Here is a 16846-nt window from a genome sequence, read left to right as displayed (position 1 = left end):
CTCCTTGGTTCCTGACACCGCAGGATCCAGCGAAGGAGCGTGTCTCGATGGCGAGACGTCTCGTGTGCCCCACGGCCCCGTGCCGACCCATCCCTGCCGTGGGAGGTGGCTCGTGGACCTGATGGACCTCGCGCTGCCCGCGGCGCTCGGCATCATCATGCTCGGCCTCGGTCTCGGGCTGACCGTCACCGACTTTCGCCGGATCGCGCGCCACCCGCGCGCAGTGCTCGCGGCGCTGCTCACCCAGCTGATCGTGCTGCCCTCGATCTGCTTCGGCCTGGTCTACCTGTTCGACCTGCCGCCGGTGCTCGCCGTCGGGATGATGCTGCTGTCCGCCGCGCCGGGCGGACCCGGAGCCAACCTCTACAGCCACCTCTTCGGCGGCGACGTGGCGCTCAACGTCAGCCTCACCGCGATCAACTCGGTGCTGGCGATCGTCACGATGCCGTTGATCTACAACCTCTCCGCCGCGCACTTCGCCGCAGGCGACGAGACGCTGGGCCTGCAGTTCGGCAAGGCGCTCGAGGTCTTCGCGATCGTCCTGCTCCCGGTGTTCGTCGGGATGCTCGTGCGCCGGGCCCGGCCCGGGGTCGCGGCACGCCTCGAGCGGCCCGTGCGGATCGCCTCGATGGTGGTGCTCGCGGTGCTGATCGTGGGTTCCGTGCTGCAGAACCTCGAGCTGCTCCGCGAGAACTTCGGCCGCCTCGCCGGGATCACCGCGGTGTTCGGGCTCGTCAACCTGCTGCTCGGCTACCTCGTCCCGCGCCTGGCGCGGACGACGAGCCGGGAGGCGATCGCGTGCTCCTTCGAGATCGGCCTGCACAACGCCGTCATGGCGATCGTCATCGCGCGCAGCGTCATCGGCAGCGAGGAGATGGCGCTGCCCGGCGGGGTCTACACGGTGATCCAGATGCCGATGGCGCTGGTGTTCGGTGTCGTGCTGAGCCGGATCCTGCGGCGCGGCCGGGCGCGGGGGGTCCTGGTCGCCGGTACCCCGCTCGGCCGGGGCGATGCGGCGGGCGTCTCCCGGGTCGGGGCGCCCTCCGCCTGACGCCTCGGGCTCGGCGGAGGGAGCGGCACCGTCGGCGGGACGGGGGCCGTGCTCGTCAGGCCTGCGCCGCGCCGTCGGCGGCCCCGGCGCTCTGGAAGAACTCGATGAGGCCGTCGGGCGTGCGCTCGCCGAGGGTGAGGTCCAGCAGCTCGCGGGCGTCGGCGTACTCCGCCGCGCTGCGCGGGAGCATGACCTCCTCGTAGGCGGTGAGAGCCGCCTCGACGTCGCCGGCGTGCGCGGCGAGCGCCTGCCCGAGCTCCGCGCCGTCCAGCATCGCGAGGTTGGCACCCTCGCCGGCCGGCGGCATGAGGTGCGCCGCGTCGCCGACGAGCGTCACGCCGGCGGTGCGGTCCCAGCGGTGGCCGTCGGGCAGCGAGTAGATCATCCGCGGGACCGGAGGGGTCTCGCCGTCGGTGATCAGCGCGAGGAGCTCCGGCGCCCAGCCCTCGAACTCGGCCGCGACGCGGGCGGCCGCGGCGGGGCCGTCGGCGAAGTCGATGGCCTCGACCCACTCCGCGGACCGGCTCAGCTGGACGTAGGTGTGCAGGACGTCACCGGCCTCGCGGTGCACGGTGATGCCCTGGCCCGGTGTGAGTGCGAACATCGCGCCGGCGCCCACGGCGGCGGCGGTCGCGGGGTGGCGCGCGTCCACGTCGTGCAGGTAGGTCTCGACGAACGTGGTGCCGGAGTACTCGGGCGTCGCGTCCGAGAGCAGCGGACGGACCTTCGACCATGCGCCGTCGGCGCCCACGAGGACCTCGCTGGTCACGGTCGAGCCGTCCGCGAAGGTCAGCTCGTGCCGGCCGTCGCCCAGGGCGGTCACGTGACGCAGCTTCTTGCCCCAGCGGACCGTGCCCTCCGACAGCGACTCGAGGAGCATCCGTCGCAGGTCGCCGCGCAGCGCCTCCGGGCGGTTGCCGGCGCCGTCGTCGGGCTCCTCGAACAGGACGGCGCCGTGCGGGTCGAGCATGCGCGACGCCTCCGCGCCCTCGTGGATGATCGCGCGGAACGCCTCGGTGAGGCCGGCCGCGGCGAGGGCGACCTGTCCGTTGTGCTCGTGCATGTCGAGCTGGCCGCCCTGCGTGCGCGAGCTCGCGGAGGGCTCGCCCTCGTAGACCTCCGCGGGGATCCCGTGGACGTGCAGGACCCGCGCGAGGGTGAGGCCCCCGAGTCCTGCGCCGACGATCGTCACCGGTGTCGTCATGCTGTGCTTCCTCTCCGTACGTCTCTGGAACCTTGTTCCACAATCCATTCTGGAACTTTGTTCCAGACATGTCAAGATGGTGCGCATGACGACCAGGACCTCCCGGACCGGCCGACGCGCGGACGCGCTGTCGAAGGAGCGGATCGTCGCCGCCGCGATCGAGATCCTCGACGCCGACGGCGAGAGCGCGCTGACGTTCCGCGCGCTCGCCGCGCGCCTCGCGACGGGGAGCGGCGCGATCTACTGGCACGTCGCCAACAAGGGGGAGCTGCTCGCCGCTGCCTGCGACGACGTCGTCGCGCGCGCCATGGCGCCGGCAGGGCGCAGCACCCGCCCGAGCGATGCGGTCCGCAACGCCGCACTCGGGGTGTTCGACGCGATCGACGCGCATCCCTGGGTGGGCACCCAGCTCATCGCCGAGCCGTGGCAGCCGGCCGTGGTGGACATCTTCGAGCGTCTCGGTGCCCCGCTCGAGGAGCTCGGCGTCCCCGCGAGCGGGCAGTTCGACGCGGCGTCGGCCCTCCTGAGCCACCTGCTGGGGCTCGCCGGGCAGTACGCGGCGGGGGCCCGCCTCCTCCCGCCCGACGCCGACCGGTCGGACTTCCTGCGCGACGTCGCCGAGCGCTGGGCGTCGCTCGACCCGGAGGAGCATCCCTTCGTCCACCGCATGGCCGCGCGGCTGCCCAGGCACGATGACCGCGCGCAGTTCCTCGCCGGCATCGACCTCTTCCTCGCGGGCGTCGCGGGCGCGGCCGACCCGGCGGCCTGAGTCGGCGTCGTGCGGCCGGTCCAGGTCAGGCGGCCAGGTGGAACGTGCTCGCGAACCGGTCGAGGAGCTCGCCGCGTCCGTGCAGCAGCTCCACGACGCCGGTCGCGATCGCTTGCTCCGGGGCGAGCTCGCCCGAGATGACCCGACGGATGCCCGGGCCGGCCGCGAACGCGAGGTCCGCCGGTCCGTCCCCGCGCGCCACATCCAGGGTGGCGCCGTCCACCCGGACGAGGAGCTCGGCGGGGCCGAGGCGTGCCGCGTAGGCGGTCACCGGCAGGCCTGCCGCGACCTGCGGCCGGAACGCGGTGCGCAGGGCCATGGTCATCGAGTCGGGCGTGACGACCTGTTCCTCGCGCGGGTCGCCCATCGCCTTGAAGCCCCAGGCGCCGAGCGCGAGCACGACGGGCTCGAGCTCGCGCCCGTAGGGCGTCAGCTCGTAGACGACGATGCGGGAGCGCGGCGCCCGGCGGATGACGCCGGCCGCCTGCAGCTCCTTGAGCCGCGCCGCCAGGATGTTGCTCGGGATGCGGGGCAGGCCCGCGGCGAGCTCTCCGTAGCGGCGCGGCCCGACGAGCAGGTCGCGCACGATGAGCAGGGCCCAGCGCTCACCGATCAGCTCGAGCGCCTGCGTGACCCCGCAGTACTGCCCGTAGTCGCGTGCGGCCATGGGCCTCAGGCCTGCTGGGCCGCGTAGGCCTCGGGGCCCTCTGCTGCGGCGACGGGGTCCATCCAGCCGAGCTCGAGGAGGTTGCCGTCGGGGTCGGTGAGCTGACGCTGGTACATGAAGCCGTAGTCCGCCGCCGGGCGTGGCTCCGCACCTCCCGCGGCGAGACCGGCCGCTGCTGTCGCGTCGACCACGTCGCGACTGTCGAGGAAGATCGCGGTGGACACCGACGGCGCCACGCGCGGGTCGCCGATCGGCAGGTCGGTGAAGGTCTGGAAGAACTCGCGCACCAGGATCATGAAGTACGAGTGGTCCTCCTCGACCACGACGCACGCGGCGTTGTGGTCCGTGAACTGCGGGTTGATGGTGAACCCGAGCGACGTGTAGAACGCCTTCGCGCGCTCCAGATCGGTCACCGGCAGGTTGACGAACATGGCGGTCATCGTGGTCTCCGTGGGTAGGGGGCGGGTGCGACGGAAACCACACTTGCAAAAAACAAGTGCCCCGTCAAGAGCTGCCGTGCCCGACGACGCCCGCCCCCTGTGCGTCAGCGCCGGTCACCCGAGCGCGAGCATCGCGGCGGCGACCTCGTCGACCGCCGCGTCCGGGATCGCCCTGGCCGCCCGCTCAAGGACGAGCCACCGCGCCCCGGGGATCTCGCGGGCGAGCGCCTCGCCGTTCCCGACGGGGAAGAACGGGTCGTGGCGGCCGTGGACGACGAGCGTGGGCAGCCCGATCTCCGGCAGTCGCTCGCGCCAGCGGGGCGCGCAGTCGAGCCGGGCGAACACCGTTCCGACCTGGTTGGCCCGCTGGACGGCCGGCGCGGTCCCGGGTGTGCGGTCCCAGATGCGCCCGGCGACCTCGCGCGCGGCGGCGGGGTCGTCGCCGAGGATCTGCGCTCCCGCCGCGGCATGGCGCGCCACCGCCTCGCGGTCGGCCCAGTCGGGCGCCGGACGGGCGAACAACCGGGCCGTCGTGGCCCGGTCGTGGTCGGGGAGGTCGTCGTCGGGCGGTCCGGGCGCGACCGCGCGGGTGCCGACCAGCGTGAGCGCCGAGAACGCGCGCGGATGGTCGAGGGCCGCCACCTGCGCGACCATCCCGCCGACGCCGATCCCCGCGAGGTGCGCGGGCCCGCCGCCGAGCGCGTCGACGAGGGCCGCCGCGTCCGCGGCGAGGTCGCGCAGCGTGTAGCCGGGCGCGTCGGGGTCCGCGGTCGTCGACCCGCCGCTGTCGCGCAGGTCGTAGCGCACCACGCGGCGCCCGCCGGCGGCGAGGCGCTCGCAGAGCCGGTCGGGCCAGGAGAGCATCGTCGGTGCGCCGACGAGCAGGACCAGCGGTGCGTCGTCGTCACCGAAGGACTCGACGCCGACGGCGGTCCCGTTCACGGTCACGGTGGTCATCGCAGCACCGTAGCCGCGCGGGACCGCGGCCCGCCCGTCGTCGTCGGCCTTGCCGGGCGCCCGCCACATCGAGGGGTCAGGATGGCGGCATGACCTCACTCACCGGCTCCGGGCTGCTGGACCTGTACACCGACCTGCACCGCCACCCCGAGCTCGGCTATGCCGAGCACCGGACGGCCGGCATCGTCGCCGAGGCGCTGCGCGGCCTCGGCTTCGAGGTGCACGAGGGGATCGGCGGCACCGGCGTCGTCGGCGTGCTGACCCGCGGCGCGGGCCCACGCGTGCTGCTCCGCGCGGACATGGACGGGCTGCCGGTCACCGAGCGCACGGACCTGCACTACGCGTCGACGGACAGCACCACGGTCGACGGCGTGGAGTCCGGCGTGATGCACGCGTGCGGGCACGACGTCCACGTCACCTGCCTGCTGGGCGCCTGCGCCCGGCTCGCGGAGCGCCGCGACGACTGGCACGGGACCCTGATCGCCTGCTTCCAGCCCGCCGAGGAGCTGGGCAGCGGGGCCCGAGCCATGCTGGCCGACGGCCTGTTCGACCGCATCGGCGGGCCGCCCGACGTCGTCCTCGGCCAGCACGTCATGCCGCTGCCGGTCGGCTCGGTGAACCTCACGCCGGGCACGGCGATGGCCGCGGCGGACTCGCTCCGCGTCGTCCTGCACGGCCGCGGTGGGCACGGGTCGAGCCCGGAGGCGACCGTCGATCCGGTCGTGCTGGCCGCCGCCGTGGTGATGCGCCTGCAGGGCGTCGTCGCGCGCGAGGTGGGTGCCACCGAGTCCGCGGTCGTCACCGTCGGCTCGCTGCGCGCCGGCACGCAGGCCAACATCATCCCGGACCGCGCGGAGCTGCTGGTCAACGTCCGCTCGTTCACGGAGGACGTCCGCGCCCGGGTGCTCGCCGCGATCCGCCGGATCGTCGAGGCCGAGTGTGCCGCGTCGGGCGCTCCCCAGGCGCCGGAGATCGAGCCGATCGCCACGTTCAGCGCGATGGTCAACGACCCGGACGCCTCCGCCCGCACCCGCACGGTCCTCGAGCGGGTGCTCGAGGGGCACCGTCAGGTCATCGAGGCCGCGGGAGGTGCGCCGACGGTCGTGTCGTTGCCGCCGGTCGCGGGGAGCGAGGACGTCGGCGAGCTCGCGACCGCGGCCGGCGTGCCCCTCGTCTACTGGAACCTCGGCGGGTGGGACCCCGCGCCGTTCGCGGGGTTCGACCTCTCCGCCGCCGCCGGCATGGGCTCGCTGCCCGCGGGGGTCGCCCCCAACCACTCCCCGTTCTTCGCCCCGGTGCCGCAGCCGACCCTCGACCTCGGGGTCGAGCTCCTCGTCGCCGCCGCGACCGACCGGCTGCGCTGAGCGTGGATGTCAGACCACCCCGGCTCGGCGCCTCACCCGCACGAGCCACCATCGAAGGAGATGCCATGACCGATCTGTCGCTCGACCGAGCATCGGAGGCGAGCTTCGAGCCCGCCGTCCAGGAGACCGTCGACGCCCTGCACTCGCAGGGCATCTCCGCCCTGAAGGGAGCGTTCTCTCCCGAGTGGGGCGACACGCTGCGGGAGGACATCGACGCGGCGTTCGCCGAGGCGCTCACCCGGCCCAACGGTGCCGTGGGTCGAGGCCCGAAGAGGTACTACGTCGAGATGCACCCGGAGCAGATGCGCGGCTGGCTCGAGCTCGTCGATCACCCGTGGGTGCGCGGGGTCTGCGAGTCGGTGCTCGGCCCGGACTACGAGATCGTCGAGCTCGGCTTCGACATCCCGGGGCCCGGCGCGAAGAACCAGCCGTGGCACCGGGACTTCCCGATGCCCCAGGAGACGCGCGTGGACCGGCGGCTGACCTCGCTGGCCTTCAACGCCACCGCGGTGGACACCGAGGAGGACATGGGTCCGTTCCAGATCGCCCCGACGACCCAGTGGGAGCTGCCCGAGGGGTTCGAGCACGAGATGTTCCCGCCGAGGTCGGAGTACGCGCGCTACGAGGAGATGTCCCAGCGCAAGTACCCGCGACGCGGCGACGTGTCGGTGCGGTCCGCCCTGACGATCCACCGCGGGACGGAGAACCACTCGGAGAAGTCCCGACCCGTGCTCGTGCTGGGCGTGGACGCGCCTGGTGCCGGCAACGCCGAGCACCATGACATGGCCGTGACCCGCGAGTTCTACGAGACCCTTCCCGGGCGGGTCCGCAGGCACCTGGTGTGCCCGGTCGTCGACACGCTGACGCCGATCACCCAGAAGCACTCCATCGAAGGTCTCATGATGGGCGAGGCCTGACAGCGCCTCGCCTCAGCACGAGGTCTCGGGGACGGAACCCGGGCCGCACAGCGGCGGCTGCACCTCGGGAACCGTGTCGGTCGGCCCCTGGTCGACCAGGGTGTCGACGAGCTGCTGGCCGCCGGACTCGATGCGCGACTCGAGCAGCGTCCCGTCCGTGGGATCGACGACGACGGTGTAGCGCGGCAGGCGGCGGGCGGTCAGGTCGAGCTCGATCGCGGTCCCGTCGTGCCCGGCGGAGTCGGCCGTCGTGCCCAGGAGCTCGACCCCGGGGACGGTCGCGGCGACCTCCCACAGCGCGCGCCGCAGCTCGGGCGTGGCCGGGCTCTCGGAGAGCAGCGCCGTGATCTCGTTCCACAGCTTGTAGTCGGGATCGACGTCGTAGTCGGCGAGCCGCTCGTCGAGGACCTTCCGCAGCTTGGCGGGGTCCGTCGGCAGGGCGTCGAGCTCGTCCCAGGTGAGGCTCGTCTCGTCGCCGAACGTCGTCGGCCGAGTCCCGCCCTCGGTGGAGTCGGAGATCCGCTCGGTGCGGATCAGCGCGGGATCGAGCTCGTCGGCGCCCGCCTCGGCGGCGGCCAGCGCGGCCGAGGCGCCGTCGCGCAGCACGGTCTCGTCCTTGGACTTCCAGATCTCCCGCTCGTACGGGAGCTGGGAGCCGTCCCGGACGGTCGAGCGCACGTACCAGTACTCTCCCGACGTCGCCGCGGGCTGCGCGGCGGCGCCGTCGGCGGCCTGCATCAGCACGTCGGTGGCGGACGCCGGACCGACGGCCAGCACGCTCGCGCCGACGACGGCGACCGCCGCCACCCCGGCGGCGGCGATGCGGACCCTGACCTTGGTGGACACCCGCGTGCGGTCCCGCCCCGGGGTGCGGGGCGTCGTCGTGAGGCGCAGCAGGAGCGCCTCGGCGCGGGCGCCCTCGGCGCCGCTCAGCGGCGTCGTCGGGTGGGGGTCGGTCTGGGACAGGCGAGCCAGGGTGGGGTCGTCGAGCAGGCGGGTCATGGCCGGTCTCCTTCAGCGAGCATGGTTCCGGGGAAGCGGGCGGACGACGGGACCGCCGCGCCCGCGGTGTCGACGTCGTCGACCATGGCGCGCAGGCGCCGTCGGGCACGGGTGAGGCGGACGGAGAACGCCGCGCGGGTGCAGCCCAGCACCTGGGCGGCCTCACGGCCGGTCAGCCCGTCCCACGCGACGAGCGCGAGGGCCTCCCGGTCGCCGTCGCTCAGCCGCGACCACGCGAGGCGCAGGTCGAGCCCGACCGTGGGGGTCTCGTCCGCGGAGGGGAGCGTCGCGGTCGCGGCACGCAGCTCGAGCCGCTGCCGGCGCCCGCGGGCCCGGAGGCTGCCGGCCGCCACGTTGCGCGCGACGCCGAACACCCACGGTCGCCGCTCGCGCGGGGCGCGGTCCCACGTGTCCCACGCGATCGCGAACACCTCGGCGGCCAGGTCCTCCGCGTCGTGCGCCTCCACGCGACGACGCAGGAAGGCGAGGACGTCCGGATAGGTCGCGCGGAAGAAGTCGCTGAACGCCGCATCGGCATCGGCCCCGCCGGCGGGGTGCGGCCTCACGTGCTGGTCCTTGGTCTCATGCCTCTACCTGGTCGCGGAGCCCCGGAGTGCAACACCCGGGCTCCAGGCGCTCAGGATGTCGAACCCGTACCCGAGGGGCAAGGGCAGGTGCCGCAGCCCTCCGGCTCCGTCGGGGACACTGGAGGAAAGCACTGTCCGCCGAGATGAGGAGTCCCAGGTGTCCCAGGGAACTGTCCGATGGTTCGACGCCGACCGAGGGTTCGGCTTCATCGACCTCGGGAACGAGGCCGAGGACCTGTTCGTGCACGCGTCCGAGATCGTCGGCGACGACGGACCGAAGCAGCTCCGTGAGGGGCAGGTCGTCGAGTTCGAGGTGGGCGAGGGCGACCGTGGCCCGCAGGCGCGCCGCGTCCGTGTCACGGGCGACCGGGCCGCCGACGCGCCCCTGGGAGTGCTCGGCACCGTCACCTGGTACGAGCCGACCAAGGGGTACGGCTTCGTCACGCCCGACGACGGTCGCGCGGAGACCTTCGTGCACAGCTCGGCCATCGTCGGCGGCGGCGTGATCTCGGAGGGCCAGCGGGTCGCGTTCCTCGTCGTCGACGGGGAGAAGGGCCTGCAGGCGGACCACCTGCTGCCGCTCGGGGCCCAGGCCGACCGGGGTGCTGCGGCCTCGGACGGCGCTGACGGCACCGTGTCCTGGTTCGAGGACGCCAAGGGCTTCGGGTTCATCGCCCCCGACGCGGGCGGCGCGGACGTGTTCGTCCACGTCAAGGCGCTCGGTCCGGGGCTGACCGAGCTCGCCGAGGGTGCGCGCGTGACGTACGACGTCGTCGACGGCGACAAGGGCCCGAACGCCCGCAACGTGCAGGTGGTGCGCGGCTCCGGCGGTGGGCGCGGGGGAGCGGACCAGGGCCGGTCGGGCCGGCGACGGTCGTCCGACGGGCCGGTGCGCGGGGGCGAGGGCACCGTCGCACGCTACGACGAGGAGCGCGGCTTCGGCTTCATCACGCCCGACGCCGGGGGCGCGGACCTGTTCGTGCACGTCTCTGTCGTGCGGGGCGCCGAGGCCCTGGAGGAGGGCGACCGGGTCCGGTTCACGATCCGCCAGAGCGACCGGGGGCCGCAGGCGGACGGCGTCGAGCTCCTGTGAGCGAGGCGATGTGGTCTGGCGGGCCACGCGGTCACAGGTAGAGGCTGCGCAGCTCCCGGTCTATCCCCGCGGGCGCACCCTCTGCCATCGCGCCGAGGACCGACCGGAACTGGTCGATCGTCTCCCGGCCCAGCTCGTCGACCAGGAGCGCCTCGGAGCGGCGGTGGAAGGCCCGCGCGGCGTCGATCAGGTCGCGTCCGCGGTCGCTCAGCCCGACAAGGCGGGCGCGTCCGTCGCGCGGGTCCTGGCGGCGCACCACGTACCCGCGCCGTTCCATGCCGTCGACGAGCTGCGCCGCAGCCTGCGGTGTCACCTCCAGCAGTGCCGCGAGCTCGCTGACGGTCCGCGGCTGCGCGCCGACGATCCGCATCACGATGCCGTCAGACCCGCCGAGATCGCCGAAGCCCTTCGCGGCGACGTCGGCGTGGAGCCGGCGGGTGAAGCCCTGATAGGCGAGCAGCACGAGGATGCCGAGATCGGACGTCTCCGGTGCGGGCAGGCCTTGCGCACGAAAGGTCATACCGGCAGGATAGCCAAGCGCACTTGTTCAAGTGCGCTTGTCTAGTTCTGAGGAGCACCCCATGCAGGAAGACCACACCGTGCCGGAGCCCACCGTCGTCGTGACCCGCGGTGCCGAGGCCGAGACCTTCGACCTTCCGGGTGTGCGGTTCCGCTCGCTCGCCGCCCCCCGTCTCGGCTCGGGTCAGGTCTGCTTCTGGCGGCTGACCGTCGATGTCGGCGTGGAGAGCCCGGAGGCGCACACGCTCGACCGGGACGAGGTCTTTGCCGTCCTCGAGGGTCGGGTCCGGGTGGTGCCCGGCGGTGCAGAGCTCGAGGCCGGTGACGTCGCCGTCGTGCCCGCGGGCTCGCCCATCCGGCTGCGCAACACGGGCGACCAGCAGGCGGCCCTGCACGTCGCGATCCAGGCCGGCTTCTCCGCCACCATGGACGGCAGCACCGCCGCCGCGACGCCGCCGTGGGCGGCCTGACCGGCCTCCTTGCCGCGTCCTCGGCTCCTGCTCGGGAAGGGAATATCGCCGACGCCATCCAGGTTGAGCCGGGTGGACTCAAGTTCACGCCCCCACGGCTTGCATCCCGTTGGCCGCGGACGTAACTTGAGTGAAGCAGACTCAACCGGCCCGGCCGGACGAGCTCACCGGCGTCGGCCACGAGCTCCCGGACCAGGGCACTGCACCCGAACGACGGAGGATACGAACATGGCACGAGCAGTCGGCATCGACCTGGGGACCACCAACTCGGTGGTCTCGACCCTCGAGGGTGGCGAGCCCACCGTCATCGCGAACGCCGAGGGCGCGCGGACGACCCCGTCGGTCGTCGCGTTCTCCAAGACCGGCGAGGTCCTCGTCGGCGAGGTCGCCAAGCGTCAGGCGGTCACGAACGTCGACCGCACCATCTCCTCGGTCAAGCGCCACATGGGCACGGACTGGGACGTCGAGATCGACGACAAGAAGTACTCGGCGCAGGAGATCTCCGCGCGCATCCTCGGCAAGCTGAAGCGCGACGCCGAGGAGTACCTCGGTGAGCCCGTCACGGACGCCGTCATCACCGTCCCGGCGTACTTCAACGACGCCGAGCGCCAGGCCACGAAGGATGCCGGGCAGATCGCCGGCCTCAACGTGACCCGCATCGTCAACGAGCCGACGGCGGCCGCCCTGGCCTACGGGCTCGAGCGCGGCAAGGAGGACGAGCTCATCCTCGTCTTCGACCTCGGCGGCGGCACGTTCGACGTGTCCCTGCTCGAGGTGGGCAAGGACGAGGACGACTTCTCGACCATCCAGGTCCGCGCCACCTCCGGCGACAACCGCCTCGGCGGCGACGACTGGGACCAGCGCATCGTCGAGCACCTCATCAAGCAGGTGAAGAACTCCTCGGGCGTCGACCTCTCGAAGGACAAGATCGCGCTGCAGCGTCTGCGCGAGGCCGCCGAGCAGGCCAAGAAGGAGCTCTCGTCCGCGACGAGCACCAACATCTCGATGCAGTACCTGTCGATGAGCGAGAACGGCCCCGTCCACCTGGACGAGAAGCTGACCCGCGCGCAGTTCCAGCAGATGACGCAGGACCTGATCGACCGGACCAAGGCGCCGTTCCACGCCGTCATCCGTGACGCGGGCATCTCGGTCGGCGACATCGACCACGTCGTCCTCGTCGGCGGCTCGACCCGCATGCCGGTCGTGTCCGACGTCGTCAAGGAGCTCACCGGCGGCAAGGAGCCCAACAAGGGCGTCAACCCGGACGAGGTCGTCGCCGTCGGCGCCGCCCTGCAGGCCGGCGTCATCTCCGGCGACCGCAAGGACGTCCTGCTCATCGACGTCACCCCGCTCTCCCTCGGCATCGAGACCAAGGGCGGCGTGATGACCAAGCTCATCGAGCGCAACACCGCCATCCCGACCAAGCGCAGCGAGGTCTTCTCGACGGCCGAGGACAACCAGCCGTCCGTGCTGATCCAGGTCTTCCAGGGCGAGCGCGAGTTCGCCCGCGACAACAAGCCGCTCGGCACGTTCGAGCTCACCGGCATCGCGCCGGCGCCGCGCGGCCTGCCGCAGATCGAGGTCACCTTCGACATCGACGCCAACGGCATCGTGCACGTCTCCGCGAAGGACCGCGGCACGGGCCAGGAGCAGTCGATGACGATCACCGGCGGCTCGGCCCTCCCCAAGGAGGACATCGACCGGATGGTCAAGGAGGCCGAGGAGCACGCGGCCGAGGACAAGGCCCGCCGCGAGGCGGCCGAGACCCGCAACCAGGCCGAGTCGTTCGCCTACTCGACCGAGAAGCTCATCAACGACAACAAGGAGAAGCTCTCCGACGAGGTCGTCACCGAGGTCCAGGCCGACGTCGCCGGGGTCAAGTCCGCGCTCGAGGGCGAGGACGACGAGGCCGTGAAGTCGGCGCACGAGAAGCTGCTCGCCTCGGCGCAGAAGATCGGCGAGGCGCTCTATGCGCAGGAGCAGGCCGCCTCGGCCGAGGCTCCGGCCGGTGACGCGCCCGCCGGCGACGCCCCGTCGTCGTCCACGAACGACGAGGACGTGGTGGACGCTGAGATCGTCGACGACGAGGACGACCGCAAGTGACGGCGGACGACAGCACGCCCCGCGAGGGGGAGCAGGGTCCCGAGGACTCCTCGGACGCCCCGTTCCACTTCACGGACAAGCGCAAGGTCGACCCCGAGTCCGGGCAGGCCCGCGAGAGCGGGCCCGCCTCGGGCGAGGGTGCCCCGGCGGCGGGGGCCGACGACGCCCCCGCCGCGGGGGAGCCGGGCGATCCTCTCGAGGCGCTCGACTTCGAGCCGGAGGGTGCGGCCGCCGAGGACGCCGCGGTGATCGCGGCGAAGGCGGAGGCCGCCCAGCACCTCGACGCGCTCCAGCGCGAGCGCGCGAGCTTCACCAACTACCGCAACCGTGCCGTGCGCGACAACGAGACGGCGCGCACCCGCGGCACGCAGGACGTGCTCACGGCGCTGCTGCCCGTGCTCGACGACATCGAGCGGGCACGCACGCACGGCGAGCTCACCGGACCCTTCGTGGCGATCAGCGAGAAGCTCGAGGGCGCGCTCGCGAAGTTCGGCATCGAGCGGTTCGGGGAGGTCGGCGAGGAGTTCGACCCGAACGTCCACGAGGCGCTCATGCACCGCACGGACGCCGAGGCGACGTCGTCGACCGTCGAGCTCGTCGTGGAGCCCGGCTACCGGATCGGCGACAAGGTCGTGCGCGCGGCGCGCGTCGGCGTCGTCGGCCCGGAGTAGCCGGACCGGAGAGCTCGCACGACCACGCGTTACCCGCCCGCCGAGCACGGGGTCGCCGCCGGATCAGCCCCGCTGATCCGGCGCGAACCCCGTGCTCGGCGCGGCGGGGCACCACAGACCAACGACAGGAGGGAGGCGCTGTGACGGGTCAGGACTGGATCGAGAAGGACTTCTACGCCGCGCTCGGCGTCCCCAAGGACGCCGACGCCGCCGCGATCAAGAAGGCCTACCGCAAGCTCGCCCGCCAGTGGCACCCGGACCACAACCCCGGGAACGCCGCCGCGGAGGAGAAGTTCAAGTCGATCGGCGAGGCGTACTCCGTCCTCTCCGACGCCGAGCAGCGCCAGCAGTACGACGCCATCCGCCAGATGGCGGGCGGCGGGCCGCGGTTCGCGAGCGGCCCCGGCGGCGCGGGCGCGGGCGGGTTCGAGGACCTGTTCGGCTCGATGTTCGGCGGCGGCGCCGGCGGCGGGCAGCGCGCCCGCTACACGACGGGCGCCCCCGGCGGCGCGGGCGGCTTCGAGGACATCCTCGGAGGGATGTTCGGCGGCGGCGGCGGCGGCGGCGCGCGCGGCGCCGGCCCCACCGGGTTCCGCCCGAACCCCGCCCAGCGCGGCCAGGACGTCCGGGCCACGACCACGCTGCCGTTCCGGCAGGCGGTCGAGGGCTCGACCGTCTCGCTCAGCGTCAACGGGCGCACGGTCAACGCGAAGTTCCCGCCCGGCGTGCACGACGGCCAGAAGATCCGCCTGCGCGGCAAGGGCGGCCCGGGTCTCGCCGGCGGCCCGCCCGGGGACCTCGAGGTCACCGTGCGCGTGACGCCGCACCCGGTGTTCCGCGCCGACGGGCCGAACCTGCGGGTCGACCTGCCGGTGAGCTTCGCCGAGGCGGCCCTCGGCGCCACGGTCCACGTGCCGATGTTCGACGGCGGTTCCGTCCGGGTGAAGATCCCGTCCGGGACGACGTCGGGCAAGGTGCTGCGCGTCAAGGGCCGCGGCATCGCGACGCCGAAGCATACGGGCGACCTCCTGGTGACGGTCCAGGTGGCGGTCCCGCAGAAGCTCTCGCGCGAGGCCAAGAAGGCCGTCGAGGCCTTCGCCGAGGCGACGGCCGACAAGGACGTCCGCGAGGAGTTCGTGCGGGACGCGGCCCGGTAACCACCGGCGGGCACGACCGGGCGGGAACGAGAGGGGACGGCGATGGTGACCGACGACGACGCACCGGTCTTCGTGATCTCGGAGGCCGCGCTGCTGGCCGGCATGCACCCGCAGACGCTGCGCCAGTACGACCGGCTCGGCCTCGTTGCGCCGCGCCGCGCGCGGGGCCGCGGGCGCCGGTACTCGCGCCGCGACGTCGCGCGGCTGCTGCACATCCAGCGGCTCAGCCAGGAGGAGGGCATCAACCTCGCCGGCATCAAGCGGATCCTCGAGCTCGAGCGGCAGGTGGAGCACCTCAGCGGGCGGCTCGAAGCCCTGTACTCGCGCGTCGAGACCGGTGGGCGCGTGTTCACGGCCGGCGCGGGCGGCGACGTGGTCATGGTCCCGCGCGGGCGCCGGGTGCGGCGCGAGACGACGGCGTCGTCCCTGGTGCTGTGGCGCCCGCCGGTACCGCCCCGGGACTGACGCGGCAGTTTACGCAATAGTCGTGTTGCATAATTGGTGGCCGAAAATCGGTGTTGGGTAAGGCTTTCCTGGCTATACGGAAAGGCATTCACGGTCGTATTCTCGAGAAATCGACCGACGCCCAGGAGGAACCATGACCGCCCTGACCGACCTGCCTCAGGTCTCCGAGTGCTCCATCGACGGCTGCGGGTACAACCACGAGCACGGCTGTCACGCCGGCGCCGTGACGATCGCGGGAGGGACGGGCGACGCCTCGTGCGCCACGTTCATCCCGCTCTCTGCGAAGGGCGGCCTCGACAAGGTCGTCGCCCACGTCGGCGCCTGCCAGCGCGGGGAGTGCGTGCACAACGACCACCTCGAGTGCGGCGCGCCGTCGATCCGCGTCGGCGCCGGTGCGACGGCGGCGGACCACGCGGACTGTCTGACGTTCGCGACCGCCTGACGTTCGCGACCGCCTGGCGCCTGATGCTCGACGCCCGGAAGGCACTCCGCCGAGAAGTCGAAATATGCCCCTGATCCGACCGGATCAGGGGCATATTTCGACTTCTCGGCGGGTGCGGAGGCGGGTGCGAGTGCGGGCGGGTGGTGCGGGCGGGCGGCTCAGCGGCGGAGCTGGCGCAGCAGCCGCGAGACCCCGCGGTGGTCGCGGGGGAGCGACTCGATCCACACGCGCGGCGGCCGGCGCATCGCCACGCCCATCCCGAGCCCCGGGCCCGCGGAGTCGATGAGGCGCCGGACGGCGGCGACGCGGTCCGCGGCGACGTCGCCGCGCTCCGAGAGCGCCGCGTAGGTCCCGCGGCCCAGGGCCGCGACCGGGCGCCCGGCCCCGAACGCCTCCGTGAGGATGTGGCCGACCGCGGCCTCCCGTACGACCAGCATCTCGCGCGTGACGTGCTCGACGGCGATGTCGAGCATCACGAGGCAGTGCGTCCGGTCCGCGCGCAGCCCCGAGCGCTCGCCCTCCGCGTAGGTCTCGGCGAGCCGCACGTCGAGGTACTGCGGGGTCACCAGCCCGGACGTCGGGTCCAGGACCGCCGGAGCCACCGGTTGGGCCTCCGCACCGGCCGTCCACCCGGTCGACAGGGCGCGCAGCGTCGGCACGTCGGGGTCGGTGCCGACCGCGCGGTAGAGGCACACGAGGTCGTCGATCGCCTCGCCGATGCCGACGCCCGCCTCGCCGCGGGCCTCGCCCAGACGTTCGGCCGCCGGGACCGTGCTGCGGCCCTCGGTCAGGGCCTCGGTGATCGCCTCGACGGCAGGGTGGTACCAGTCGCCCGGGCGCAGCCAGATGGATCCCAGCGAATGGGCGCGCCAGCGCGCGCGAACGCTCGCGGCGTCCGCCGTACGGTGCCCGGTACGGAGGTCCATGGTGAAGAGACGCGTCGAACCCGTGATCCTGACGCGCGTTCC

Annotated in this window: 19 protein-coding genes; 11 read left to right on the top strand and 8 right to left on the bottom strand. The window is 73.2% G+C overall.

Annotated features, from left to right (window positions below; all coding sequences use genetic code 11):
* Positions 1–121: 121 nt before the first annotated feature.
* Complete coding sequence (locus EDF32_RS14155) at positions 122–1051, top strand: bile acid:sodium symporter family protein (RefSeq protein WP_123309260.1); 930 nt, start codon at positions 122–124, stop codon at positions 1049–1051.
* 55 nt (positions 1052–1106) lie between these two features.
* Here EDF32_RS14155 and EDF32_RS14150 read toward each other — a convergent pair whose 3' ends face one another.
* On the bottom strand, positions 1107–2255 hold the full coding sequence (locus EDF32_RS14150) for an NAD(P)/FAD-dependent oxidoreductase (RefSeq protein ID WP_123309204.1): 1149 nt from the start codon (positions 2253–2255) through the stop codon (positions 1107–1109).
* Between the two features lie 85 nt (positions 2256–2340).
* Between EDF32_RS14150 and EDF32_RS14145 the strand changes: the two genes are divergently transcribed.
* The gene (locus EDF32_RS14145) at positions 2341–3024 is read left to right on the top strand and encodes a TetR/AcrR family transcriptional regulator (RefSeq protein WP_199734950.1); all 684 of its coding nucleotides are present in this window, start codon (positions 2341–2343) and stop codon (positions 3022–3024) included.
* 25 nt (positions 3025–3049) lie between these two features.
* Here EDF32_RS14145 and EDF32_RS14140 read toward each other — a convergent pair whose 3' ends face one another.
* From EDF32_RS14140 to EDF32_RS14130, 3 genes are all read right to left on the bottom strand, one after another.
* Complete coding sequence (locus tag EDF32_RS14140) at positions 3050–3691, bottom strand: helix-turn-helix domain-containing protein (RefSeq protein WP_123309202.1); 642 nt, start codon at positions 3689–3691, stop codon at positions 3050–3052.
* A 5-nt stretch (positions 3692–3696) separates the two neighbouring features.
* Entirely contained in the window at positions 3697–4131 is a 435-nt protein-coding gene (locus tag EDF32_RS14135; RefSeq protein WP_123309201.1) for a VOC family protein, read from the bottom strand.
* A gap of 114 nt (positions 4132–4245) precedes the next feature.
* On the bottom strand, positions 4246–5088 hold the full coding sequence (locus tag EDF32_RS14130; protein ID WP_123309259.1) for an alpha/beta fold hydrolase: 843 nt from the start codon (positions 5086–5088) through the stop codon (positions 4246–4248).
* A gap of 89 nt (positions 5089–5177) precedes the next feature.
* Between EDF32_RS14130 and EDF32_RS14125 the strand changes: the two genes are divergently transcribed.
* Together EDF32_RS14125 and EDF32_RS14120 are read left to right on the top strand one after the other, a co-directional pair.
* A complete protein-coding gene (locus EDF32_RS14125) occupies positions 5178–6452 on the top strand; it encodes an amidohydrolase (RefSeq protein WP_123309200.1) in 1275 nt (424 codons plus the stop codon).
* A gap of 65 nt (positions 6453–6517) precedes the next feature.
* Positions 6518–7369: a phytanoyl-CoA dioxygenase family protein gene (locus tag EDF32_RS14120; RefSeq protein ID WP_123309199.1), complete on the top strand. Its 852-nt coding sequence runs from the start codon at positions 6518–6520 to the stop codon at positions 7367–7369.
* Positions 7370–7381: 12 nt separating this feature from the next.
* Here EDF32_RS14120 and EDF32_RS14115 read toward each other — a convergent pair whose 3' ends face one another.
* Positions 7382–8371 (bottom strand): CU044_5270 family protein, encoded by a 990-nt coding sequence (locus tag EDF32_RS14115; RefSeq protein ID WP_123309198.1) that lies wholly within the window; start codon positions 8369–8371, stop codon positions 7382–7384.
* Positions 8368–8937, bottom strand: coding sequence for an RNA polymerase sigma factor (locus EDF32_RS14110; RefSeq protein ID WP_123309197.1), 570 nt, complete (start codon positions 8935–8937; stop codon positions 8368–8370). The genes EDF32_RS14115 and EDF32_RS14110 overlap by 4 nt, the downstream gene beginning before the upstream one ends.
* 178 nt (positions 8938–9115) lie before the next feature.
* Between EDF32_RS14110 and EDF32_RS15025 the strand changes: the two genes are divergently transcribed.
* Positions 9116–10051 carry a cold-shock protein gene (locus EDF32_RS15025; RefSeq protein WP_123309196.1) on the top strand — a complete coding sequence of 312 codons (936 nt, stop codon included), beginning with the start codon at positions 9116–9118 and terminating at the stop codon, positions 10049–10051.
* A 31-nt stretch (positions 10052–10082) separates the two neighbouring features.
* Here the strand turns inward: EDF32_RS15025 and EDF32_RS14100 are convergent, their stop codons facing one another.
* Complete coding sequence (locus EDF32_RS14100) at positions 10083–10571, bottom strand: MarR family winged helix-turn-helix transcriptional regulator (protein WP_199734949.1); 489 nt, start codon at positions 10569–10571, stop codon at positions 10083–10085.
* Between the two features lie 61 nt (positions 10572–10632).
* On the opposite strand from EDF32_RS14100, the gene EDF32_RS14095 reads away from it, so the two are divergent.
* From EDF32_RS14095 to EDF32_RS14070, 6 genes are all read left to right on the top strand, one after another.
* Entirely contained in the window at positions 10633–11040 is a 408-nt protein-coding gene (locus EDF32_RS14095) for a cupin domain-containing protein (RefSeq protein WP_123309195.1), read from the top strand.
* Positions 11041–11268: 228 nt separating this feature from the next.
* Complete coding sequence (gene dnaK, locus EDF32_RS14090; protein WP_123309194.1) at positions 11269–13143, top strand: molecular chaperone DnaK; 1875 nt, start codon at positions 11269–11271, stop codon at positions 13141–13143.
* Complete coding sequence (gene grpE / locus EDF32_RS14085; RefSeq protein ID WP_123309193.1) at positions 13140–13814, top strand: nucleotide exchange factor GrpE; 675 nt, start codon at positions 13140–13142, stop codon at positions 13812–13814. The genes dnaK and grpE overlap by 4 nt, the downstream gene beginning before the upstream one ends.
* A 140-nt stretch (positions 13815–13954) precedes the next feature.
* A complete protein-coding gene (locus EDF32_RS14080; protein WP_123309192.1) occupies positions 13955–14971 on the top strand; it encodes a DnaJ C-terminal domain-containing protein in 1017 nt (338 codons plus the stop codon).
* A gap of 42 nt (positions 14972–15013) precedes the next feature.
* Positions 15014–15436, top strand: a complete 423-nt coding sequence (locus EDF32_RS14075; RefSeq protein ID WP_123309191.1) for a heat shock protein transcriptional repressor HspR — start codon at positions 15014–15016, stop codon at positions 15434–15436.
* A gap of 133 nt (positions 15437–15569) precedes the next feature.
* Positions 15570–15878, top strand: a complete 309-nt coding sequence (locus EDF32_RS14070) for a DUF1540 domain-containing protein (protein ID WP_123309190.1) — start codon at positions 15570–15572, stop codon at positions 15876–15878.
* A gap of 158 nt (positions 15879–16036) precedes the next feature.
* Here EDF32_RS14070 and EDF32_RS14065 read toward each other — a convergent pair whose 3' ends face one another.
* Positions 16037–16804, bottom strand: coding sequence for a hypothetical protein (locus EDF32_RS14065; RefSeq protein ID WP_123309189.1), 768 nt, complete (start codon positions 16802–16804; stop codon positions 16037–16039).
* Positions 16805–16846 lie beyond the last annotated feature (42 nt).

The sequence above is a fragment of the Cellulomonas sp. PhB143 genome (assembly GCF_003752595.1).
Taxonomy (GTDB): Bacteria; Actinomycetota; Actinomycetes; order Actinomycetales; family Cellulomonadaceae; genus Paraoerskovia.
The sequence above is the reverse complement of the archived record's forward strand: the minus strand, read 5'-3'. Positions and strand labels throughout refer to the sequence as shown.